17 protein-coding genes and 1 pseudogene are annotated in these 23135 nt (G+C 60.2%); 15 read left to right on the top strand and 3 right to left on the bottom strand.

The window, feature by feature from the left end; translation table 11 throughout:
- Genes hisA through coaA form a run of 4 tightly spaced genes read left to right on the top strand, consistent with a single transcriptional unit; the run spans position 1 to position 2854 of the window.
- A complete protein-coding gene (gene hisA, locus L904_RS21890; RefSeq protein ID WP_020808717.1) occupies positions 1-744 on the top strand; it encodes a 1-(5-phosphoribosyl)-5-[(5-phosphoribosylamino)methylideneamino]imidazole-4-carboxamide isomerase in 744 nt (247 codons plus the stop codon).
- The gene (gene hisF / locus L904_RS21885; protein WP_020808716.1) at positions 741-1517 is read left to right on the top strand and encodes an imidazole glycerol phosphate synthase subunit HisF; all 777 of its coding nucleotides are present in this window, start codon (positions 741-743) and stop codon (positions 1515-1517) included. Before hisA ends, hisF begins: the two co-directional genes overlap by 4 nt.
- A 15-nt stretch (positions 1518-1532) precedes the next feature.
- A complete protein-coding gene (locus tag L904_RS21880; protein ID WP_020808715.1) occupies positions 1533-1856 on the top strand; it encodes a phosphoribosyl-ATP diphosphatase in 324 nt (107 codons plus the stop codon).
- The gene (gene coaA / locus L904_RS21875; RefSeq protein WP_020808714.1) at positions 1853-2854 is read left to right on the top strand and encodes a type I pantothenate kinase; all 1002 of its coding nucleotides are present in this window, start codon (positions 1853-1855) and stop codon (positions 2852-2854) included. Before L904_RS21880 ends, coaA begins: the two co-directional genes overlap by 4 nt.
- Before the next feature lie 43 nt (positions 2855-2897).
- On the opposite strand, the gene lysM is transcribed toward coaA, so the two are convergent.
- The 3 genes from lysM to L904_RS21860 form a co-directional block, all read right to left on the bottom strand.
- The gene (gene lysM / locus L904_RS21870) at positions 2898-3347 is read right to left on the bottom strand and encodes a peptidoglycan-binding protein LysM (protein ID WP_020808713.1); all 450 of its coding nucleotides are present in this window, start codon (positions 3345-3347) and stop codon (positions 2898-2900) included.
- An 86-nt stretch (positions 3348-3433) separates the two neighbouring features.
- The gene (gene arfB, locus L904_RS21865; protein ID WP_020808712.1) at positions 3434-3868 is read right to left on the bottom strand and encodes an alternative ribosome rescue aminoacyl-tRNA hydrolase ArfB; all 435 of its coding nucleotides are present in this window, start codon (positions 3866-3868) and stop codon (positions 3434-3436) included.
- A 112-nt stretch (positions 3869-3980) separates the two neighbouring features.
- Entirely contained in the window at positions 3981-5591 is a 1611-nt protein-coding gene (locus L904_RS21860; RefSeq protein WP_020808711.1) for a phosphoenolpyruvate carboxykinase, read from the bottom strand.
- Positions 5592-5930: 339 nt separating this feature from the next.
- Between L904_RS21860 and chvI the strand changes: the two genes are divergently transcribed.
- From chvI to addA, 11 genes and pseudogenes are all read left to right on the top strand, one after another.
- Entirely contained in the window at positions 5931-6656 is a 726-nt protein-coding gene (chvI, locus tag L904_RS21855) for a two-component system response regulator ChvI (protein ID WP_003505377.1), read from the top strand.
- Positions 6657-6714: 58 nt separating this feature from the next.
- Positions 6715-8504: pseudogene (gene chvG / locus L904_RS21850) on the top strand (two-component system sensor histidine kinase ChvG).
- Positions 8494-8958 (top strand): HPr kinase/phosphorylase, encoded by a 465-nt coding sequence (locus tag L904_RS21845; RefSeq protein ID WP_035264115.1) that lies wholly within the window; start codon positions 8494-8496, stop codon positions 8956-8958. Before chvG ends, L904_RS21845 begins: the two are co-directional and overlap by 11 nt.
- A 125-nt stretch (positions 8959-9083) precedes the next feature.
- Positions 9084-9485 (top strand): PTS sugar transporter subunit IIA, encoded by a 402-nt coding sequence (locus L904_RS21840; protein ID WP_003505374.1) that lies wholly within the window; start codon positions 9084-9086, stop codon positions 9483-9485.
- 11 nt (positions 9486-9496) lie between these two features.
- Positions 9497-9772 carry an HPr family phosphocarrier protein gene (locus tag L904_RS21835; RefSeq protein ID WP_003521181.1) on the top strand — a complete coding sequence of 92 codons (276 nt, stop codon included), beginning with the start codon at positions 9497-9499 and terminating at the stop codon, positions 9770-9772.
- A gap of 128 nt (positions 9773-9900) precedes the next feature.
- Complete coding sequence (ahcY, locus tag L904_RS21830) at positions 9901-11301, top strand: adenosylhomocysteinase (RefSeq protein ID WP_035264116.1); 1401 nt, start codon at positions 9901-9903, stop codon at positions 11299-11301.
- Positions 11302-11509: 208 nt separating this feature from the next.
- Positions 11510-14092, top strand: a complete 2583-nt coding sequence (locus L904_RS21825; RefSeq protein WP_035264117.1) for a PAS domain-containing sensor histidine kinase — start codon at positions 11510-11512, stop codon at positions 14090-14092.
- Complete coding sequence (gene tsaE, locus L904_RS21820; RefSeq protein WP_035264118.1) at positions 14089-15600, top strand: tRNA (adenosine(37)-N6)-threonylcarbamoyltransferase complex ATPase subunit type 1 TsaE; 1512 nt, start codon at positions 14089-14091, stop codon at positions 15598-15600. The genes L904_RS21825 and tsaE overlap by 4 nt, the downstream gene beginning before the upstream one ends.
- Before the next feature lie 16 nt (positions 15601-15616).
- Positions 15617-16354: a nucleotidyltransferase family protein gene (locus L904_RS21815; RefSeq protein WP_035264127.1), complete on the top strand. Its 738-nt coding sequence runs from the start codon at positions 15617-15619 to the stop codon at positions 16352-16354.
- Positions 16351-19536 (top strand): double-strand break repair protein AddB, encoded by a 3186-nt coding sequence (gene addB, locus L904_RS21810; protein ID WP_035264119.1) that lies wholly within the window; start codon positions 16351-16353, stop codon positions 19534-19536. Before L904_RS21815 ends, addB begins: the two co-directional genes overlap by 4 nt.
- On the top strand, positions 19526-23083 hold the full coding sequence (addA, locus tag L904_RS21805; RefSeq protein WP_035264121.1) for a double-strand break repair helicase AddA: 3558 nt from the start codon (positions 19526-19528) through the stop codon (positions 23081-23083). The genes addB and addA overlap by 11 nt, the downstream gene beginning before the upstream one ends.
- Positions 23084-23135: the final 52 nt, after the last annotated feature.

The raw sequence follows: 23135 nt of genomic DNA, 5'->3' as shown, positions 1-23135 counted from the left end.
ATGATTCTTTTTCCTGCAATCGACCTTAAAGACGGCCAGTGCGTTCGCCTGAAACTCGGCGATATGGACCAGGCCACCGTTTACAACGAGGACCCCGGCGCACAGGCCAAGGCCTTCGAGGATCAGGGTTTCGAATGGCTGCATGTCGTCGATCTCAACGGCGCCTTTGCCGGCCAGACAGTCAATGGTGAGGCAGTCGACGCCATTCTGAAAACGACGAAAAACCCGGTGCAGCTTGGCGGCGGCATCCGCACGCTCGATCATATCGAAGCGTGGCTGAGCCGTGGGCTTGCCCGCGTCATTCTCGGCACCGTGGCGGTGCGCGACCCGGTTCTGGTCATCGAAGCCTGCAAGCGTTTCCCCGGTCAAGTCGCCGTCGGCATCGATGCCAAGGGCGGCAAGGTCGCTGTTGAAGGCTGGGCGGAAGCGTCCGAACTCGGCGTCATCGAACTGGCCAAACGTTTCGAAGGTGCCGGTGTCGCGGCCATCATCTACACCGATATCGATCGCGACGGCATTCTGGCCGGCATCAACTGGGCTTCGACGCTGGAACTGGCTAATGCCGTTTCCATCCCGGTCATCGCCTCGGGCGGTCTCGCCTCCATCGACGACATCAAGCGCATGTTGCAGCCGGATGCGTCAAAGCTCGAGGGCGCGATTTCCGGCCGCGCGCTTTACGACGGCCGCATCGATCCTGCCGAGGCGCTTGCCCTTATCAAGGCTGCAAAGGAAGTAAACGCATGACCCTCAAAGCCCGCGTTATTCCCTGCCTCGATGTCAAGGACGGCCGTGTCGTCAAAGGCGTGAACTTCGTCGACCTGATCGATGCCGGCGACCCGGTCGAGGCAGCGAAAGCCTATGATGCGGCGGGAGCGGACGAACTCTGCTTTCTCGACATTACCGCCTCTTCGGATAATCGCGACACGATCTTCGATGTCGTCTCGCGTACCGCCGATCATTGCTTCATGCCTCTGACCGTCGGCGGCGGGGTTCGCAGCGTCGCGGATATTCGCAAGCTGCTCCTTTGCGGTGCGGACAAGGTCTCGATCAATTCCGCAGCCGTCAAGGATCCGGATTTCGTGGCGCAGGCGGCCGACAAGTTCGGCAACCAGTGCATCGTCGTTTCCATCGACGCCAAGCGGGTTTCGAAGGACGGAGAAGAAGGCCGCTGGGAAATATTCACCCATGGCGGACGCCAGCCGACGGGTATCGACGCCGTGAAATTCGCCATCAAGATGGTCGAACGCGGCGCCGGTGAATTGCTTGTCACCTCGATGGATCGCGATGGCACCAAGAGCGGATACGATATCGGCCTGACGCGCAGCATTGCCGATCAGGTTCGCGTGCCCGTCATCGCCTCAGGCGGCGTCGGCACGCTGGACGATCTGGTGGCGGGCGTGCGCGATGGCCACGCAACTGCGGTGCTCGCTGCCTCCATCTTCCACTTCGGCACCTATTCGATCGGGCAAGCCAAGAACTACATGGCAGAGCACGGCATCGCCATGCGTCTCGACTGATTGCAGGAGCTTCCCATGAGCGCATTTTCCCTTTCCGATCTGGAACGCATCGTCGCGACTCGTGCCGCTGCCTCTCCTGACGAATCCTGGACGGCCAAGCTGGTTGCTGCCGGCCAGGAGCGTGCGGCGAAAAAACTGGGCGAAGAGGCGGTCGAAGCCGTTATCGCCGCTATCGCGAAGGACCGCGACGGGCTGAAGAACGAGGCGGCCGATCTGCTTTACCATCTGCTGGTGGTGCTGAAGATCGCAGACATTCCGTTGGACGACGTTTTTGCCGAGCTGGAGCGCCGTACGGGGCAGACTGGCCTTGCGGAAAAAGCGGCGAGGCCGACATCATGAATGTCGAGGCAGGCAGCGGGGAGAGAGGCATGCCGAGCACACTCGATCATTTCCGACCGGATGAATATTCGCCCTATCACTTCTTCAGTTCGGAAGAATGGTCGAAGTTTCGCGCCGATACGCCGCTGACGCTTTCCGCCGACGAGGTCAAACGTCTGCGCTCGCTGGACGACCCGATCGATCTGGACGAGGTGCGGCGCATTTACCTGTCATTGTCGCGCCTCCTGTCATCGCATGTGGAGGCATCGCAGCTGCTGTTCGAACAGCGCAACCGTTTTCTCAACATGGCGGATGTCAACAAGACGCCTTTTGTTATCGGTATTGCCGGTTCCGTGGCGGTTGGAAAATCGACGACGGCGCGTATCCTGAAGGAGCTTCTGGCCCGTTGGCCCTCCAGCCCCAAGGTCGATCTCATCACGACAGACGGATTTCTTTATCCGAATGAGGTTCTACGGCGCGAGAACCTGATGGAGCGCAAGGGCTTTCCCGAAAGCTACGATATCGGCGCGCTCCTGCGTTTCCTGTCGGCGATCAAGGCGGGCCAGCCGAATGTGAAAGCGCCGCGTTATTCGCACCTGACCTATGACGTTCTGCCGAACGAATTCACTGTCATCGACCAGCCGGATATTCTCATCTTCGAAGGCATCAACGTGCTGCAATCGCGCGACCTGCCGGCGGGCGGGCGGATCGTGCCGATCGTTTCCGACTTCTTCGATTTCTCGATCTATATCGATGCTGACGAGGGCCTCATTCACAACTGGTATGTGAACCGGTTCATGAATCTGAGAAAAACCGCCTTCCGCGATCCCAATTCGTTCTTCAACCGTTATGCCTCGATCAGCGAAGAGGCGGCGCTGAGCATTGCCGAAGGTCTCTGGCAAAACATCAACCTGAAGAACCTGCGGCAGAACATCGTGCCGACGCGCCCGCGCGCCGATCTTATCCTTCGCAAGGGCAAGAACCACCTGATCGATACGGTAGCGCTTCGCAAGCTGTGAAGATGCCGCGCGTGGCGGCACCTTCGGCGGTTAAAACCCGTTATTATGCAAGGTCAGGAATACGCAGAACCTGACCGGGATAAATCTTGTCAGGATGCGTCAGCATCGGCTTGTTGGCTTCGAAGATGATGTTGTTCTTCGCGCCATTGGCCTTGCCGTACTGGGCTTCCGCAATCTTCCAGAGATTGTCGCCCTTCTTGACCGTGTAGAAGACAGGTTCCTTCGCCGGCGCCTCAGTCACTTTCAGCTCGCCGGCCTCGACCTTGGAAATGCCGAGCGTATTGCCGACCGCGATGACCGCTTTTTCGAAAACCGACTGATCGGCCACTTCGCCCTTCAGAACGACCTTGTCGTCCACCACCTCGACCTGAACCTTGTCCGTGCCGAGATCGTGGGAAGCGAGTTCCTTCTTGACCGCTTCGACATCGGGGGCATCATCGCCGCCGATACCGAGCTTCTTTCCCGCTTCCTTGATGAAATTGAACAGACCCATAGCACCCTCCTTGGTTGTAGGGAGGCTTACCAGACGATATTTGAAGCTCTATGACAAGGGCGAAACATTCGCCGCCTCACCGTCGCTTATTCGCCCGAGGGCTTGCCGCGCATTTTCTTGATATCGGAGCGACCGGACTTCGCCTTGAGTCGGCGCTCGACCGATCCCTTGGTGGGCTTGGTGGCCTTGCGCACCGGCGGCGGCGGCGCGGCGGCTTCGAGGATCAGTTCCTTCAGCCTTTCGCGCGCGTCTTCGCGATTGCGCTCCTGGCTGCGAAATCGGCTCGCCTCTATCATCAGCACGCCGTCTTTCGACACGCGCCTGCCACCCAGACGCAGTGCATTGGTCTTCACCCGATCCGGAAGGGAGGGCGAATTGGCAATATCGAAAAACAGCTGAACCGCCGTCGAGACCTTATTGACGTTCTGGCCGCCCGGCCCGCCGGCCAGCACGAATTGCTCCGTCAGCTCCCAGCCGGCGATGGTGATACGGTTGCTGATGTAAAGCGGGTCGCTGGCCATGATCTTTCTCCGCGCCGGTGATGCCATAGATCGGCAGGAATGGAAACAGCAGGCCAAACGAAAGAACCCGGCACAAGGCCGGGTCCCCTCCTCCTCATAAATGAGGCTTCATTCATTCAGCCGCGAGCAAGAGGCCCGGCGCTGCGTCGCGAACCTTGCTGTCGACGTGGTCTTCGAACTTGGTGAAATTCGTGACGAACATCGACACCAGCTTCTTTGCCTGCGCGTCATAGGCTGCGCCATCGGCCCAGGTCGAACGCGGATCGAGGATCGCGCTGTCGACGCCATCCAGCGACAGCGGCACGGCGAAACCGAAATTCGCATCGGTGCGGAATTCCGCATTCTTCAGGTCGCCAGTCAATGCGGCGGTCAGAAGCGCACGGGTCGCCTTGATGGGCATGCGCTTGCCGACGCCGTAAGCACCGCCGGTCCAGCCGGTATTGACCAGCCAGCAATCGACGCCATGCTTGCCGATCAGCTCACGCAGCAGGTTGCCGTATTCCGCCGGGTGGCGCGGCATGAAGGGTGCGCCGAAGCAGGTGGAGAAGGTGGCTTCCGGCTCGGTCACGCCCTTTTCCGTGCCGGCGACCTTTGCGGTGTAACCGGAGAGAAAGTGGTACATGGCCTGCTCCGGCGTCAGCCGGGCAATCGGCGGCAGCACGCCGAAGGCATCCGCCGTCAGCATGATGATCGTCTTCGGATGGCCTGCAATGCCCGTTTCCGATGCATTCGGAATGAAGTGCAGCGGATAGGCGCTGCGGGTGTTTTCCGTCAGCGAGTTGTCATTGAAATCCGGAACGCGGTTTTCGTCCAGCACGACGTTCTCAAGAACCGTGCCGAAACGGCGGGTCGCGGCGTAGATTTCCGGCTCGGCTTCAGCCGAAAGCTTGATTGCCTTGGCGTAGCAGCCGCCTTCGAAGTTGAAGATGCCGTGCTCGCCCCAGCCATGCTCGTCATCGCCGATCAGCGTGCGCGACGGATCGGCCGACAGCGTGGTCTTGCCGGTGCCGGAAAGGCCGAAGAACACGGCGGAATCACCCTCAGGACCGACATTGGCCGAGCAATGCATCGGCATGACACCCTTGGCCGGCAGGAGATAATTCAGGGCCGTGAAGACGGACTTCTTGTTTTCGCCGGCATAGGAGGTGCCGCCGATCAGGATGAGACCATTGGTGAGATCGCAGGCGATGACGGTTTCCGTACGCACGCCGTGACGCGCCGGATCGGCCTTGAAGCTCGGCAGATTGATGATGGTGAGCTTCTGTTTGAAGCCCGAAAGCTTCTCCCGCTTCGGGCGGATCAGCAGATTGCGGATGAACAGCGAATGCCAGGCAAGCTCGGTGACGACGCGTGTCGGCAGCGCATTTTCCTCATCGGCGCCGCCGATCAGGTCCTGCACATAAAGCGTCTTTCCGGCGGCGTGGGCCAGCATGTCCTGCCGCAGCAGCTCGAAATTTTCCGGCGACAGCGGCTTGTTGTTGTCCCACCAGATGGTGTTCTCGGTCGCGGCGTCGCGAACGACGAATTTGTCCTTCGGAGAACGGCCCGTATGCTGGCCGGTGACGGCTCGAAGCGCACCATCGACGGTCAGTTCAGCCTCGCCGTTGCGGATCGCTTCTTCGTATAATTCGCTCTCATTGAGGTTATAAAAGACGCGGGAGGCCTCGCCCAGTCCGAGTTCCGCAACTCCATTGGCAGGATTATGAACCCCAAGCTCGTTCATGACGCGTTCCTTGTTAATGACGATAAGGACGTTGAAATTTCCTCGGAAAATACGTGGCAGCTTTTAGAAACGCAAGAGCCGCACTTTAAAAAACTTAGCAATTTCAATATATTAATCGATTTAAAAGATTTTATTTCTTTTTAAATCGGTTGAAGACGCATTAAAATCCAGCTGCGGCCTTTTCGCAAAATCCGCTCCCGCCTGAGCGGCGATTTCGGAGCGAGTTTTCCTTTGCCACAATTTGTTCCACCTTTATACTCAAGAGAGTGGCTCGCGGCGCACAACCTTGGCTGGGTGAATGTCGGGAGTTACGAGAAAATGACGATGGAGACCAACTACATGCAGACGATCGCGCTTGTCGACGACGACCGGAATATTCTGACTTCGGTATCGATCGCGCTCGAAGCCGAAGGCTACCGGGTCGAAACGTATACGGACGGCGCTTCCGCGCTTGACGGGTTGATCGCCCGTCCGCCGCAGCTCGCCATTTTCGATATTAAGATGCCACGCATGGACGGCATGGAGCTTTTGCGGCGTCTTCGCCAGAAGTCGGACCTGCCGGTGATCTTCCTCACCTCCAAGGATGAAGAGATCGACGAATTGTTCGGTCTGAAGATGGGTGCGGACGACTTCATCACGAAACCCTTCTCGCAGCGCCTTCTGGTGGAACGCGTCAAGGCCATCCTGCGCCGCGCCAGCAGCCGTGAGGCGTCCGCCGCAACCGGCAGCGTGCTGAAGCCGACCGCCGATCAGCAGGCGCGCACGCTGGAGCGCGGGCAGCTCGCCATGGACCAGGAACGCCACACCTGCACCTGGAAGGGTGAGCCGGTGACGTTGACGGTCACCGAATTCCTCATCCTGCATTCGCTGGCGCAGCGGCCGGGCGTGGTGAAAAGCCGCGACGCGCTGATGGATGCCGCCTATGACGAACAGGTCTATGTGGACGACCGCACCATCGACAGCCACATCAAGCGCCTTCGCAAGAAGTTCAAACTGGTCGATGGCGACTTCGATATGATTGAAACGCTTTATGGCGTAGGATATCGCTTCCGCGAAGCGGCTTGAAGAAGCCGACTCGCGCAGAAGGGACCACCCGATATGGGGGTGGTGAGGACTTGAATACGTGTTGAAGAAAACGCCGGAAACCGTCTCGGACAGCGACGATGCCGAAGAACGCGGCAGCGAACGCCGCCATCGTATCCATCCGCTGACGATCATCCGGCGCATTTTCGGCAATGCGGTGTTTTCCAGCCTCACGCGCCGCATCCTTTTTTTCAACGTCGCGGCGACGGTGGTTCTGGTCGGAGGCATCCTTTATCTCAACCAGTTCCGTGAAGGGCTGATCGACGCGCGCGTGGAAAGCCTGCTGACGCAGGGCGAGATCATCGCCGGCGCTGTCTCCGCTTCCGCCTCGGTCGATACCAATTCGATTACATCAATCCGGAAAAGCTGCTCGAATTGCAGGCGGGGCAAAGCATCACCCCTGCCCCCAATGACGAGGACTTGAGTTTCCCGATCAATCCGGAACGGGTGGCGCCGGTGCTGCGGCGGCTGATTTCGCCGACGCGTACCCGCGCGCGGCTGTTCGATGCCGACGCCAACCTGCTGCTCGATTCCCGCCATCTTTATTCGCGCGGCCAGGTGCTGCGCTTCGATCTGCCGCCGGTGACGCCGGAAACCCAGACTTGGGGCGACTGGTTCACCAGCATGTTCAACCGCATGCTGCAGCCGAGCAGCCTGCCGCAATACAAGGAAGCGCCGGGCGGCGACGGCTCGATCTATCCGGAAGTGATGAATGCGCTGACGGGTGTGCGCGGCGCGGTGGTGCGCGTCACCGAAAAGGGCGAGCTGATCGTTTCGGTCGCCGTGCCGGTGCAGCGCTTCCGGGCCGTGCTCGGCGTTCTGCTGCTGTCCACGCAGGCGGGCGATATCGACAAGATCGTGCATGCGGAGCGCCTTGCCATCATGCGCGTCTTCGGCATCGCCACGCTGGTCAATATCGTGCTGTCGCTGCTCCTGTCCTCGACCATCGCCACGCCGCTGCGACGGCTTTCCGCTGCCGCAATCCGCGTGCGCCGCGGGGCGAGAACCCGCGAGGAAATACCGGATTTCTCGGCGCGTCAGGATGAGATCGGCAATCTTTCGATTGCGCTGCGTGAAATGACGACGGCGCTTTACGACCGTATCGACGCCATCGAAAGCTTCGCCGCCGATGTCAGCCATGAGCTCAAGAACCCGCTGACCTCGCTGCGCAGCGCCGTGGAAACCCTGCCGCGCGCCAAGACCGAAGAGTCGAAACAGCGCCTGACCGAAATCATCTTCCACGATGTGCGCCGCCTCGACCGCCTGATCAGCGACATTTCGGATGCCTCGCGACTCGACGCCGAACTGGCACGCGCCGACGCCTCGCCGCTCGATCTCGACGTGCTGATGAAGGGTCTGGTGGACATATCCCGCCAGATAAGCACCAAGAAGAAAAGCGTGACGATCGACTATGTTGTCGACCGGAAGGCGGGTGCGAAAACCTCCTTCGTGGTGAATGGCCACGACCTGCGTATCGGCCAGATCGTCACCAACCTCATCGAGAATGCGCGCTCCTTCGTTGCCGAGGAAAGCGGTCGCATCACCGTGCGCCTTTCCCGTCACAAGGATCGCTGCATCGTGCAGGTGGAAGACAACGGACCTGGCATTCAGGCCGAGGATATCGACCGGATTTTCGAGCGCTTCTACACCGACCGGCCGGCGAGCGAAGGGTTCGGACAGAATTCCGGCCTTGGCCTTTCGATCAGCCGCCAGATCGCGGAAGCCCATGGCGGCAGTCTGCGGGCGGAAAACGTGGTCGACAAATATGGCGTGATTTCCGGCGCGCGCTTCACCCTGTCGCTGCCGGCGGCCGAAACCCATGAACGCTGAACGCTTCAACCTGCACGCCACCGCCATCACCGTTCAAAACACCGGCATCCTTTTCGTCGGACCGTCGGGCAGCGGCAAAAGCGAGCTTGCCTTCAGCTTCCTGACGGAGGCGGAACGCTGCGGATTGCCGGCGGCGCTGATCGCGGACGATCAGATTTTCGTGTATCGCGATGGCGACAACATCATTGCCGAGCGGCCGGAAGCAATCGCCGGCCTGCTGGAATTGCGCGGCAGCGGCATTGTTTCCGTCAAAAGCATTGCGCGCGCTCCACTACATTTTGCGGTCACGACAGTTCTTTCAGGGACAAATCCAAGACTTCCCGAAGATGACGAGGTGGTTTCCCTGCCCTGCGGCGGGCATATCAGACTTCTGCGCATTCCGCGTTCCAGTCTTACGCCCTATGGAAAATTTGCTGCACTTGCTCAGAATCTTTTTGAAACGAATGTGAAGTGACGATGATTCGGGCGATTTTAGGCTTGCGATTCGCATTTTCCTCATCAAGATGAAATCCCACCGATGGACAGGATTGCCGCGTTGCGATAGTCGGCAATGAGAGTGCGTGTGCAAGGGAGCATTTCATGATCGGACTAGTGCTTGTCACCCATGGCAAGCTGGCTGAGGAGTTTCGCCATGCGTTGGAGCATGTCGTCGGTCCCCAGAAATTGATCGAGACGGTCTGTATCGGTCCCGAAGACGACATGGATCAGCGCCGGCAGGATATCATCGACGCCGTTGCACGCGCCAATGACGGCAATGGCGTGATCATCCTGACGGACATGTTCGGCGGCACGCCTTCCAATCTCGCGATTTCCGTCATGAATAACGGCAATGTCGAAGTCATCGCAGGGGTCAATCTTCCCATGCTGATCAAGCTTGCCGGTGTTCGCAGCGAAGATAATATGGACAAGGCCCTTCAGGACGCATCCGATGCCGGCCGCAAATATATCAACGTCGCCAGCCGCGTTTTGAGCGGCAAGTGAGAAGTCAGCCCATGTCGCCATTCTCCCGGGAACTACCGATCATCAATAAACGCGGTCTTCACGCCCGGGCTTCTGCTAAATTCGTGCAGATGGTCGAAGGTTTTGACGCGACGATCACGGTTTCCAAGGATGGCATGACCGTTGGTGGCACCTCCATCATGGGCCTGATGATGCTGGCGGCCAGCCCCGGCTGCAGCGTTTATGTCGAGGCGAGCGGCAATCAGGCGAAAGAAGCGCTGGAAGCACTGGAGGCGCTGGTCGCCGACCGCTTCGGCGAAGAAGCCTGAGCCGGCACCATATAAAGACATAAAGACTTCTTTATATCATCATTGCCAGATCGTTCGTGGCCTGCTAAACCGCTGCTACGTTTAAGAGCCGGGCCGCAAGGCGCGGCGTTTCTGATCTGGAGAACTTCATGAGCCTTGAGAAGGACTACATCGTCGCCGATATCAACCTTGCCGCATTCGGCCGCAAGGAACTGGACATCGCCGAAACCGAAATGCCGGGCCTGATGTCCTGCCGCAAGGAATTCGGCGAAAGCAAGCCGCTGAAGGGCGCACGCATCACCGGTTCGCTTCACATGACGATCCAGACCGGCGTTCTCATCGAGACGCTGAAGGAACTCGGTGCGGACATCCGCTGGGCATCCTGCAACATTTTCTCGACGCAGGATCATGCAGCGGCGGCCATTGCGGCAGCCGGCATTCCGGTATTCGCCGTCAAGGGTGAAACCCTGACGGAATATTGGGAATATACCGACAGGATCTTCCAGTGGGCCGATGGCGGCCTCTCCAACATGATCCTCGACGATGGCGGCGACGCCACCATGTACATCCTGCTCGGCGCACGCGCCGAAGCCGGTGAGGACGTTCTTTCCAACCCCGGTTCGGAAGAAGAGGAAATCCTCTTCGCGCAGATCAACAAGCGCCTCAAGGCTTCGCCCGGCTGGTTCACCAAGCAGCGCGACGCGCTGAAGGGCGTCACGGAAGAAACGACGACCGGCGTTCACCGTCTTTACGATCTCAGCAAGAAGGGCCTGCTGCCCTTCCCGGCGATCAACGTCAATGACAGTGTCACCAAGTCGAAGTTCGACAACAAATACGGCTGCAAGGAATCGCTGGTGGACGGCATTCGCCGCGCAACCGACGTGATGATGGCCGGCAAGGTTGCCGTGGTCTGCGGTTACGGCGACGTAGGCAAGGGTTCTGCCGCCTCGCTGCAGGGCGCCGGCGCGCGCGTGAAAGTCACCGAAATCGATCCGATCTGCGCGCTTCAGGCCGCCATGGACGGTTTCGAGGTCGTTCGCCTGGAGGACGTGGTTTCCTCCGCCGATATCTTCATCACCACCACCGGCAACAAGGACGTGATCCGCATCGAGCATATGCGCGAGATGAAGGACATGGCCATCGTCGGCAATATCGGCCACTTCGACAACGAGATTCAGGTCGCATCGCTGCGTAACCTGAAGTGGACGAACATCAAGCCGCAGGTCGACATGATCGAGTTCCCGAAGGGCAACCGCATCATTCTTCTGTCCGAAGGCCGCCTGCTGAACCTCGGCAACGCCACCGGTCACCCCTCCTTCGTCATGTCGGCCTCCTTCACCAACCAGGTGCTGGGCCAGATCGAGCTCTTCACCAAGCAGGGCGAATACAAGAACGAAGTTTACGTGCTTCCCAAGCACCTCGACGAGAAGGTCGCGCGCCTTCATCTCGAGAAGCTCGGCGTACGCCTGACCGAACTTTCCGACCTTCAGGCAGATTATATCGGCATCTCGAAGGAAGGTCCGTTCAAGGCCGAACACTACAGATATTAATTTCATAGTTAATATCCACTGAAATTACACAATATCTAGATGCCGTGCGCTTGACAAAGCGTGCGGCATCTTTTTTGCGCGCTCCCTTTTCGCAGATTTATGAAGGCGGTATTGTCATCAGACTTGATTCGGACACGCCAAAGGGCGGCGGGGACGAAATGGGATGTCTTGTCGAAGATGCGGCACATAGGACGGAGACAGACCGGGGATGTCGGTTCAAAATTCGGATCTGCGCAAGCAGACAGTTCAACGCGTTGAAAACACGCAAGCGGGCGTGGCATTGAGCGCGGCTCTTGCGCGTTGCCGGCAGGTCGTCAGTGCGGTTCAGACAGGCTTTGCGAGGCTTCCTGTCCTGATGTCGGGCACGGTTCTGGCCGGCTCCGCAAGCGTGGCGCTGGCGCAAGACGGCCTTGTGGCAAAGACCGGCGCGCGGTTGTTCTCATCCGGAGAAACCATCACCTATTCGCTTTTCGTCGGCATGCTTTCGGCAACGCTGTTTTCCGTCGTCTGGCTTGTGCGCCAGCGCGGTAATATCGAGGCGGAAAGCAGCGAATACCGACAGGCGCTTGCCCAGTCCCACCACAAGATCGCGAAATACGAGGCGCTGATTTCCGACAAGAGCCGCCGCATCGTCATCTGGGACGGCGCAGACAAACGGCCCGAATTTCTGGGACAGCTGCCGGCCGAGACGGGTGTGCCGCTGGCGGATCAGGATTTTCTGGCCTTTGGCCGCTGGCTGAAACCGGCATCCGCAAGCCAGCTTGAAAAATCCATCGAAAAACTCCGCAGCCATGCCCAGAGTTTCGACCTGACCATCGAGACGCAGCGCGGCGAAGTCATTGAAGTGCAGGGCCGGGTTTCCGGCGGAAACGCCTTTGCGCGGTTTATTGCCCTCAACAATCTGCGCGCCGAACTCGCTGAATTGCAGGTGGAGCGCGAGCGCCTGATCGCTTCCGTCTCGACCTTTCAGGAACTTCTCGATTCCATCGAGCAGCCCGTCTGGCGGCGCAATGGCGAAGGTGACCTCATCTGGGTCAACCACGCCTATGCACAGGCGGTGGATGCACGTGACACCGAACAGGCCGTTCATGAAAAACGCGAACTGCTGAACACGGTTACCCGGCAGAAGATACGCGCGGCCGCGACACCGGAATCGCCCTATCACGACCGTATTTCGACGGTGGTTTCCGGAAACCGCACCTTCTTTGACGTCGTCGACATCAAGACGGCGGGTGGGTCTGCCGGCATCGCCATCGATGCCACCGAGGCCGAGACCATCGGCGAGGAACTCAAGCGGGTTCTGAAGAGCCACGCCGAAACGCTCGATCATCTGGCAACGCCTGTCGCCATTTTCGACGGCCGGCAGCGGCTGCAATTCTACAATCAGGCTTTTGCGGCTCTCTGGGGTCTCGATCTCGTTTTCCTCGAATCCAGCCCTGACAATTCCGAGCTTCTGGACAGGCTGCGCACCGCCGGCAAATTGCCGGAGCAACTGAACTGGAAGAACTGGAAGGAGACGGCGCTTTCCGTCTACCGTTCGCTGGATACCAAGACCGATCTCTGGCACCTGCCGAACGGCCAGACGCTTCGGGTTATCGCGACGGCCCATCCGCAGGGCGGCGCAACCTGGGTTTTCGAGAACCTGACCGAGCAGGTCGATCTGCAGATGCGCTACAACACGCTGGTAAAGGTGCAGGGCGAAACCATCGACCATCTGGCCGAAGGTGTGGCCGTGTTCGGCGCCGATGGGCGCATTCGCCTGTCCAACCCGGCATTCCGGGCGCTCTGGGGCGTGACCGCGGAACAGGCCGAGACCGGCACCCATATCCGCGCCATCGAAACCGCCTGCACGCAATCCTATGACAGGCCGGATGGCTGGCGCGCCTTCAGCCAGTTCATCACCAGCTTCGACGATGAGCGGCCGTCGCGGCAGGGCACGCTGGAACTGCTTTCCGGCCTAGTGCTCGACTACGCCATCATTCCGCTGCCGGATGCGCAGACCATGCTGACCTTCGTCAACATGACCGACAGTGTGCGGGCCGAGCGGGCGCTGAAAGAAAAGAACGACGCGCTTCTGAAGGCCGACGAGCTGAAGAACGATTTCGTGCAGCATGTTTCCTACGAGCTGCGCTCACCGCTGACGAATATCATCGGCTTCACCGACCTCCTGAAAACGCCCGGCATCGGCCAATTGACGGAACGGCAGGCGGAATATCTCGACCATATTTCCACGTCATCCTCGGTGCTCCTGACCATCGTCAACGATATTCTCGATCTCGCCACCGTCGATGCCGGCATCATGCAGCTCAATTATTCGGAAAACGATCTGAACGAATTGCTCGACGATGTTTCGGTGCAGATCGCGGACCGGCTGCAGGAGAGCGGTATTTCGCTCGAGATCGTTGCACCCGCCCATCTCGGCAGTCTGGTGGCCGATCACCAGCGGCTGAAGCAGATTCTCATCAAGCTCCTGACCAATGCGATCAATTTCGCACCCGAAGGTTCCTCCGTGCAGCTTTCCTGCCAACGTAGCGAAGGCGACTTCGTGTTCTCGGTGGCGGATAAGGGTCCGGGCATTCCTGAGGACATGCTGAAGAGCGTGTTCGACCGCTTCGCGACGCGCGGCAATGGCGGGCGGCGAACCGGTGCGGGGCTTGGCCTTTCCATCGTTGAAAGCTTCGTCAGCCTGCATCATGGCACCGTCAGCATCGACAGCCGGCCCGGCAACGGCACCATCGTCACCTGCCGCATTCCTTCCGGCACACGGCCGCATTCCATCGCCGCAGAATGAGCGAAGACATCTTGCCGATCACCATTCCCCTTGCGGGAGAAAAGGACACCATCAGGCTCGGTGAAGACCTTGCGCTGGCTTTGAAACCCGGCGATTGTCTCGCACTCATCGGCGATCTTGGTGCCGGCAAATCGACGCTTGCCCGCGCCTTCATCCGGGCAATGGCGGACGAGCCGGATCTTGAAGTTCCAAGCCCTACCTTCACGATCGTCCAGACCTATGCCGCCCGCATTCCAGTCGCCCATCTCGATCTCTACCGACTTTCGGATGTTTCGGAACTGGACGAACTCGGCATCGATGAGATGCTGGAGGATGGCATCTGCCTGATCGAATGGCCGGATATGGCCGCCGAGATTCTGCCGCCGGAGCAGACCGTCACGCTCCGGCTGACGCATTCCGGCGAAGGGCGGCTCGCCTCCATCGAGGCTCCGGCAAAGCTAAAAGCACGACTTGAACGGGTTTTCGCCATCCGCAGCTTCCTCGCGAAAAATGGCCGGGGCGACGCGGCCCGGCGCTTTCTGAGCGGTGACGCCTCAACACGCGCCTATGAGACCGTTTCCACTGACGGCCCGAACCTTATCCTTATGGATTGGCGCCGCCCCCTCAAGGGTGCGATCATTGCGGATGGCAAGACCTACGCGGAAATCGCCCATCTTGCCCAGGACGCCCGCTCCTTCGTCGCGATCGGCAATTATCTTCGAAACAACGGCCTTTGCGCCCCCGAGATTCTGGCGGCGGATATCGATCAGGGTATTCTGTTGCTGGAGGACCTCGGGCGGGATGGGGTACTTGCGCCTGACGGAACGCCGATAGAGGATCGCTATCTGCAAAGCGTCGCCTGCCTTGCCGCACTCCATCAGGCCACGCGACCCGGCCTGCTGCCGGTGGGTGACGGCAGCGCCTATGAGGTTCCCCCGTTCGACCGCCAGGCGATGAAGATCGAGGTTTCGCTGCTGGCGGAATGGTATCTGCCGCATAAACGCGGCAAGCCCCTCACCGATAGCGAAAAGAGCGACTATTACGCTCTATGGGACAGGCTGATCGACGCGCTCGCCGACTGCGAAACCGGCCTTCTGCTGCGCGATTTCCATTCACCCAACCTTATATGGCAGTCGCAAAACAGCGGCGTCCGGCAGGTCGGCCTGATCGATTATCAGGACGCGATGATCGGTCCGAGCGCATACGATCTTGCCTCCATCGTGCAGGACGCCCGTGTCACCATCTCACCCGAATTGCAGGCGCGCCTGCTTTCGCACTATCTCGACAGCAGGAGAAACGCGCCCTCTTTCGATAAGGCTGCTTTCCTCAAGGCTTTCGCCATCATGTCGGCGCAACGCAACTGCAAGCTCGCCGGTATCTGGGTGAGGCTGTTGGAACGGGACGGAAAACCCGGTTATATGAAACATATGCCGAGGACGTTCCGCTATCTCAGTGCAGCGCTTTCGCATCCGGAACTCGCACCGCTCAAAGACTGGTGCCTGCGCATGGGCATGGAATTCGACGACTGAAAGACGGTTGACCACGATGACGATTAAGAATGCGATGGTGCTGGCCGCCGGGCTTGGCACACGGATGCGCCCGATCACGGATACGATCCCGAAGCCGCTCGTCCAGATCGCGGGCAAGCCGATGATCGATTATGCGCTCGACGCCCTTGTCGAAGCCGGTGCGGAAACCATTGTCGTCAATGTGCACCACCACGCGGAACAGATGGTCGCCCATCTTGGGCAACGCACCGACGCCGAAATCCTGATTTCCGACGAGCGGACGCAACTGATGAATTCCGGCGGCGGTCTCGCCAAGGGCCTGAAGCTTCTGGAACCCGGCCCGGTCTTCGTCATGAATGCCGATCTATTCTGGATTGGCGAGCAGCTGAATGCGGTCAGCAACCTGCGCAAGCTTGCGCAATTCTTCGACCCGACCCGAATGGACATGGCGCTGCTCTGCGTCGACATGGACCGCACCACCGGGCACAATGGCAAGCGGGATTTCAACCTCTCCGCCGATGGGAAACTGACGCGGTATTGCGATGGCGATCCGAACCCCGTGGTTTATGCCGGAGCCATCGCCATGGATTCGCGACTGCTGGACGATGCGCCGGCGGATGCCTTCAACCTCAATATCTATTTCGACCGCGCCATTGAAAGAGACCGGCTTTTCGGGCTTTCTCTGGATGGCCACTGGATCACCGTCGGCACGCCGGATGCGATAGAAGATGCTGAAAGCATCATCCGCCAATTCAGGGAAAAACGCTCTGCATGACGCTCACCCACCACGCAAAGCGCGTTCTGACGATCGCTGCAGGAACGCCGTTCCTCAAGACGCTCGCGGAAACGCTGTGTGACGGGACACTGACAGCCGGCTATAAATACGACCCAGCCGATCCGCTGTCGCTTGCCAAGGTGACGATCTATGTGCCGACGCGGCGCTCCGCCCGTGTGTTGCGCTCCGAATTCGTCGATCTTCTGGGCGGCCGGTCCGCCATTCTGCCGCTGATCCGGCCGCTGGGCGAAACGGATGATGACAGCGGCTTTTTCGAGATCGAAAATCCTGAAATCATGGATCTGGCGCCGCCGATTTCCGGCACCGGCCGGCTGATCGAACTGGCGCGTCTCATTCTCGCCTGGCGCAACAGTCTGCCGGACGCCATCCGGGCAATTCACTCGGATTCGCCGCTTGTCGCCCCCGCCAGCCCCGCAGACGCCATATGGCTGGCGCGTGCGCTTGGCGAGGTGATCGATGCAATGGATACGGAAGAAAAGGACTGGGAAGCGCTTCAGCATCTCGATACTGGCGATCACGCCCAATGGTGGCAGCTGACGGCGGACTTCCTGCGCATCGCCAGTGTCTTCTGGCCGGCGCGGCTTGCCGAACTCAACCGTTCCTCGGCCGGCCGGCATCGCAACGCCATTCTGCGGGCGGAAGCGAACCGGCTTGCCAATTTGCCGGATACGGGACCGATCATTGTCGCCGGGTCGACGGGTTCCATTCCTGCCGCAGCCGATCTTATCGCCGCAGTTGCGGCCCTGCCCCAGGGCACCGTCGTGCTTCCGGGGCTAGACCTTGCCATGCCGGAGGAGCAATGGGAGGCAATCGCCGAGGACCCTACCGATCCTTCGAGCCGCACCCACTCGCAATATGGGCTTTATATGCTGTTGCAGAAGCTCGGCATCCTGCGCGACGACGTGGTTCAGATCGGCGCCATCGATGGCGATCTGGAAAAGCGCGCAGCCGTGTTTTCGGCCGCACTCGCGCCGGCCAAGTCCACCAGCGACTGGAATCGCTGGCGCGAGGACAGGCAACCCGGCTTTTTCGACGACGCCTTCGCAACGGCCACGCTGATAGAAGCCGCCAATGAGCGCGAGGAGGCAACGGCCATCGCGGTGGCTTTGCGGCTGGCGTTTGAAGCGCCCGGCGCTGGGCGTCCGTCGCAGGCAGCGCTGATAACCCCAGATCGCGGACTGGCGCGACGCGTGGCGACGGAGTTGCAGCGCTTCGGCATCGAAGCCGACGACTCGGCCGGTACGCCGCTTTCCGCCACCCCACAAGCGGGGCTGACGCAACTGGCGCTGGAAGCGATCCTGAGGCCCGGCGACCCGGTGCCGATCATTTCCCTTCTGAAACATCCGCTTAGCCGCTTCGGGCTTTCCGATGGAGCTTTCGCGAAAGCCTCCAAAGCGCTCGAGCTGATCGCGCTGCGCGGAGGCCGTGTCGAGACCGAAATCGGCAATCTGGAAGCGGTTCTGGAGGCGCAGCTTCTCGCGCAGCGCGATGACCGGCACCCGCCTGCCTGGCGGCTGGCGCTGCCGGAGGCAAGCGCGGAGGCCGCGCGCGACCTGGCACGGCGGATTGCCATTGCGACCGAGCCGCTTGGCTCCGCCTTTATCCGCAAAGATCGATCCGGCCGCGCCTTCACCGATAAATTGCCGCTGTCTGTTTGGGCGGAGCGGACGGGCCGCGTGATCGAAGCCATCTGCGCGGATGAAAACAGCGATCTTGCCGCGCTCTGGTCCGGTGAAGCGGGAGACAAGCTTTCCGAGCTGTTCGGCGAGCTGATGGAAAGCGGCGAAATCCTCGATGCGGATGGACCGCAATGGATCGATATTTTTGCGGCACTGGTAGCCGGTGAATCGATCAAGCCAAGATCGATGCGTCATCCGCGCATTTTCATCTTCGGCGCGCTTGAGGCACGGCTGCAAAGCGTCGATACCGTCGTCATCGGCGGTCTCAATGAAGGACTCTGGCCGGGGCAGACGGCGAATAATCCATTCCTGTCCCGCACCATGAAGACCGCCATCGGACTGGAGCCGCCGGAACGACGCATCGGCCAGCTTGCGCATGATTTCGAGATGGCAAATGGCACCCGGCAGATTTTTTACACCCGCGCGCTGAGGCAGGGCTCAACGCCCGCTGTCGCCTCACGCTGGTTGCAGCGTCTTCTGGCGCTGGGCGGCGAGGATTTTGCCGATAAACTCAGGAAGCGCGGCGAGACCTATCGCCATTGGGCGGGATTGATGGATGAAAGCATCGATCAGGAAGCGGCAAAGCGCCCTGTCCCGAAACCGCCGGCCGAGTTGCAGCCGACGCGCTATTCCTTCAGCGAAGTGGGGCGGCTGCGTCGCGATCCCTATTCGATCTATGCGCGACGCATCCTGAAGCTGGACCCGCTCGATCCCTTCAATCGCGATCCGAACGCCGCCGACCGCGGCACGCTCTATCACGCGATTATCGAGCGCTATTCCCGTGAGGGACATATTCCCGGCACACCGGCCTCGCTCGCGGCCATGCAGCGCATTCTGGACGAATGTTTCGATGCGGAAAACCTGCCTCCCCATGTGGATGTCATCTGGCGACCGCGTTTTGCGGCGGTAGCGCGCGCCTTTATCGACTGGGAAAAAGAACGTCATCCGTCCATTCGCCACAGCTTCTACGAGGCGCGCGCCGGGCAGGAAATCGTCGAGGCGGGTATAAGGCTGACGGGGATCGCCGACCGCATCGACATCAAGACAAACGGTCAGGCGGATATTATCGACTACAAGACGGGGCTTGCGCCTTCCGTCAATCAGGCGCGCGCGCTGCTCGATCCGCAGCTTGCGCTGGAGGCGGCCGCACTGATGCGCGGCGCCTTCCGCGAAGCCGGTTCGCCTACACCGGAAAACCTCATCTATGTTCGCCTGCGGCCGGGCGAGCGTTTTTTTGCCGATCAGGTCAATAACGAACATTCCAGCCGAAGCGGCAAAAGACCGCCGAAATCGGCGATTGAGCTCGCGACGGAATCGATCGAACAGCTCGCCAAATTCGTTCATTCCCTGCGTGACGGCGAAAACGGCTTCGCCTCGCGGCTCGTGCCGGAAGAGCAACAATCCTATGGCGGGGAATATGACCACCTCGCCCGCGTTTCGGAATGGTCGACGGCAGAACCGGGAGACGGCGATGACGATTGATCCCTTCGATGCCGGCCCCGCCACCGACACGCCTGAAAGCTGGATCGACTGGACCAGCGCCCGGCAGCGGCTTGCCTCCGATCCCGCCAGTTCCGCATGGGTGTCGGCCAATGCCGGCTCAGGCAAGACCCACGTGCTGACCCAACGCGTCATCCGCCTGCTTCTGGCCGGCTGCCGACCCTCGGCGATTTTGTGCCTCACCTATACCAAGGCCGCGGCGTCGGAAATGTCCAGCCGCGTCTTCGACCGTCTGGCGGAATGGGCTACTTTGCCGGATTCCGATCTCAAGGACCGCATCGCCGCCATCGAGGGCAAGGCGCCGGATCGCATCAAGCTTGCCGAAGCGCGCAGGCTGTTTGCCAAGGCGCTGGAAACGCCGGGCGGGTTGAAAATCCAGACGATCCACGCCTTCTGCGAGGCGCTGCTGCATCAGTTCCCGCTGGAAGCCAATGTCGCCGGCCATTTCTCCGTTCTTGACGACCGCGCCGCAACCACGCTGCTCGCCGAAGCACGCCGTTCGCTTCTGACGGCGGTTTCGACGGAGCGGGACGCGGAGCTCGCGCAATCGCTCGCTTATGTGCTTGATCTCGCCGACGAAAGCGGACTGGAATCGCTGCTCTCCGCCATCATCGCCAATCGCAGCGCCCTTCGCGCCTTTCTTCTGGACGCCAAACAGTCGGGCGGCATCGATGTGCGGTTGCGGCAGGCGATGCAGATCGCAGATGGGGAAACCGAAGAAACCGCGGCAGCAGCCTTCTGGCCTCTGCCCGGCCTCTCAGGCCTTGCGCTCGATACGTATCTCACCCTTGCCGACGAGGTGGGTGGATCACGCGTCATCGATGTCGCTTATGCGCTCAGGGAGGCAAAACGACAGTCGGACCCCGTGCGGCGGATGGAATTCATCGAAGCGGCGCTGCTGACAGCCAAGGGCGAAAAGAAATCGGATGCCTATGTCATCAACAAGAGTATGCAGAAATCCGCTCCCGAACTTCTCGATGCGCTGACACTGGCGCGGGACCATGTCGTCTCCTGCCGCAACCGTTATCGTCTGGTGCGGATGCTGGCGGCGACAAAATGCGCCCTTGTGCTGGCCGAAAGGCTGATCGGCGATTTCGAAGACCTGAAGAAACAGCGTAGCCAACTCGATTTCGAAGACCTGATCGAGCGCGCGGCCAACCTTCTCAACCGCGATACGGCGGGCGCTTGGGTGCACTACAAGCTGGATCAGGGCATCGACCATATTCTCGTTGACGAGGCGCAGGATACCAGCCCGGTGCAATGGTCGATCATCCAGTCGCTGGCGGCGGATTTCTTCACCGGCGAGAGCGCCCGCCTGGGGCGGCGCACGCTTTTTGCCGTGGGCGATGAAAAACAGTCGATCTATTCATTCCAGGGCGCCCGGCCGGAACGGTTTTCGCAGGAGCGCGAAGAAACTAAAAAGCGCGTCGATTCCGTCGAGCAGGCCTTTCACCGCATCCGCCTGCCGCTTTCTTTCCGGTCCACCGAGGATGTGCTGGCCGCCGTCGATCAGGTCTTTTCAGACCCGAATAACGCCAGTGGCCTCAGTGCCGATAACGAACCGGTGGAACACCGATCCAACCGCGCCGGCCATCCCGGCACCGTGGAGGTGTGGGACATGGTGGCGCCGGAAACCGCCGAAGACGAAGAGGATTGGACAGCGCCCTTCGATGCGCTGCGGGAAAGCGCGCCGGCTACTATCGTCGCCCGCCGGATCGCCGCGCGCATCGCCTATATGATCGGAAGCGAGACCATCATCGAAAAGGGCGTCGAGCGCGCCGTGGAGCCTGGCGATATTCTGGTTCTCGTCAGAAAACGCCATGCCTTCGTCAATGCGCTGACGCGCGAGCTGAAACGACGCAAGAACATCCCCGTTGCCGGCGCCGACCGCCTTCGCCTGACCGACCACATTGCCGTGCAGGATCTTCTGGCGCTCGGCCATTTCGTTGTCCTGCCCGAAGACGATCTTTCGCTCGCCGCACTGTTGAAGAGCCCGCTCTTCAACCTGACCGAAGATGACGTTTTCAACATCGCCGCCATGCGATCGGAAACGGAGAGCGTCTGGAAACGACTGCAAATCCTTTCGCAGGAAGAGAATAGCCATCTTTCCACCGTTACCGCCAAGCTGGAAGGTTTTATCGCTCTTTCAAAAACGGCCACCGTGCATGATTTCTTTGCAGCGGTCCTGACGCTGCATGACGGGCGCAAAAAATTCCTCGGCCGGCTTGGCAACGAGGCGAGCGATGTTCTGGATGAGTTCCTGTCCTTTGCGCTGGACCACGAAAGGACCGGTTTGCCCGGCCTTCAGGCCTTTCTCTCCGTTCTGGAAACCGATTCACCGGAGGTGAAACGCGAACAGGACAAGGATCGTGGCGAAGTACGTATCATGACCGTGCACGCCTCCAAGGGCCTGGAAGCGCCGGTGGTTTTTGTCGTCGATGGCGGCTCGAAGGCCTTCAATCACAGCCATGTGCCGAAACTGCGCTTCGTCGAAGCGGGCGAGGACGCCTTCCCGGTCTGGCTGCCCGGCAGCGGCTTTTCAAACCACCTCATTCGCTCGGACGAAGAACGGCTGAAGACGGCCGCCGAAGACGAATATCGACGGCTGCTTTATGTGGCGATGACGCGCGCCGCCGATCACCTCGTCGTCTGCGGCTATCGCGGCCAGAAGGAAAATCCAGAATGCTGGCATGCCATCGTCAAGGCGGCGCTTGCCAACAATGAAGACCATTGCAAGCCGCAGCTTTTCACGGCCGATGGTGAGGAATGGCAGGGGCTTGTCTGGCGTAAATCCGAGGCTCGCGCGACATCTCTTCCGCAAAGGTTGCCGGAAAAGCAGCAGGACGAAGAATATGCTCTTCCGCCCGGGCTGCTTGCTCCCCTGCCTGCCCTGCCCTCCTTGCCAAGGCCGCTCAGCCCCTCCGGTGCAGGCACCATCATCGATGACGGTGCGGATGATCTTGCCGTGCGTTCGCCGCTTTTCGGCGAGGAAGCCGATGTCTCTTCGCTGGCGCTGCAGCGCGGCCGGCTGGTGCATCGCATGTTGCAGGCACTGCCGGATTTTGCCGAGGCGGAGCGGGAGGAGGCTGCCCGCCGCTATGCGGAACGAGCGGCCCGTTTCTGGCCTGCGGCCGAACGCGAGCATTTGATCCGGGCGGTTCTGCGGGTCATCTCCGAACCGGCGGTGCAACCGGCCTTTTCCGCCAACAGCCGCGCGGAAATCTCCATCATGGGCACGATGACGATCGGCCGGCAGCACTATGCCGTGTCCGGTCGCGTCGACCGGCTGGCGGTGGATGGTGATCGCGTTATTCTGGTCGACTACAAGACGAACCGGGTTCCGCCGCGCACGGCACGCGAGATACCTTTCTCCCACACCGCGCAGCTTGCCATCTATCGCGAAATTCTTGCACCGCTCTATCCCGGCAAGGAATTTGTCTGCGCGCTGATCTATACGGAAAATGCCGCTTTTGTGCGGGTTGACGATGATGCAATGACGCAGGCTCTTGCCGCAATAAAGACAAAGTGAGATACCGGGGCATTGAAATTCCGACGCGCCCGCATCACATCGATAGCGGAAA

This window comes from Agrobacterium sp. LY4, from assembly GCF_001526585.1.
GTDB classification, from domain to species: Bacteria; Pseudomonadota; Alphaproteobacteria; order Rhizobiales; family Rhizobiaceae; genus Agrobacterium; species Agrobacterium leguminum.
This window is presented reverse-complemented; position numbering and strand designations above follow the sequence as displayed.

What these genes read in the sequence shown, in the direction of transcription:
- hisA (WP_020808717.1), top strand. Translation starts at nt 1, where the DNA reads ATGATTCTTTTTCCTGCAATCGACCTTAAAGACGGCCAGTGCGTTCGC.
- hisF (WP_020808716.1), top strand. Translation starts at nt 741, where the DNA reads ATGACCCTCAAAGCCCGCGTTATTCCCTGCCTCGATGTCAAGGACGGC.
- L904_RS21880 (WP_020808715.1), top strand. Translation starts at nt 1,533, where the DNA reads ATGAGCGCATTTTCCCTTTCCGATCTGGAACGCATCGTCGCGACTCGT.
- coaA (WP_020808714.1), top strand. Translation starts at nt 1,853, where the DNA reads ATGAATGTCGAGGCAGGCAGCGGGGAGAGAGGCATGCCGAGCACACTC.
- lysM (WP_020808713.1), bottom strand. Translation starts at nt 3,347, where the DNA reads ATGGGTCTGTTCAATTTCATCAAGGAAGCGGGAAAGAAGCTCGGTATC.
- arfB (WP_020808712.1), bottom strand. Translation starts at nt 3,868, where the DNA reads ATGGCCAGCGACCCGCTTTACATCAGCAACCGTATCACCATCGCCGGC.
- L904_RS21860 (WP_020808711.1), bottom strand. Translation starts at nt 5,591, where the DNA reads ATGAACGAGCTTGGGGTTCATAATCCTGCCAATGGAGTTGCGGAACTC.
- chvI (WP_003505377.1), top strand. Translation starts at nt 5,931, where the DNA reads ATGCAGACGATCGCGCTTGTCGACGACGACCGGAATATTCTGACTTCG.
- L904_RS21845 (WP_035264115.1), top strand. Translation starts at nt 8,494, where the DNA reads ATGAACGCTGAACGCTTCAACCTGCACGCCACCGCCATCACCGTTCAA.
- L904_RS21840 (WP_003505374.1), top strand. Translation starts at nt 9,084, where the DNA reads ATGATCGGACTAGTGCTTGTCACCCATGGCAAGCTGGCTGAGGAGTTT.
- L904_RS21835 (WP_003521181.1), top strand. Translation starts at nt 9,497, where the DNA reads ATGTCGCCATTCTCCCGGGAACTACCGATCATCAATAAACGCGGTCTT.
- ahcY (WP_035264116.1), top strand. Translation starts at nt 9,901, where the DNA reads ATGAGCCTTGAGAAGGACTACATCGTCGCCGATATCAACCTTGCCGCA.
- L904_RS21825 (WP_035264117.1), top strand. Translation starts at nt 11,510, where the DNA reads ATGTCGGTTCAAAATTCGGATCTGCGCAAGCAGACAGTTCAACGCGTT.
- tsaE (WP_035264118.1), top strand. Translation starts at nt 14,089, where the DNA reads ATGAGCGAAGACATCTTGCCGATCACCATTCCCCTTGCGGGAGAAAAG.
- L904_RS21815 (WP_035264127.1), top strand. Translation starts at nt 15,617, where the DNA reads ATGACGATTAAGAATGCGATGGTGCTGGCCGCCGGGCTTGGCACACGG.
- addB (WP_035264119.1), top strand. Translation starts at nt 16,351, where the DNA reads ATGACGCTCACCCACCACGCAAAGCGCGTTCTGACGATCGCTGCAGGA.
- addA (WP_035264121.1), top strand. Translation starts at nt 19,526, where the DNA reads ATGACGATTGATCCCTTCGATGCCGGCCCCGCCACCGACACGCCTGAA.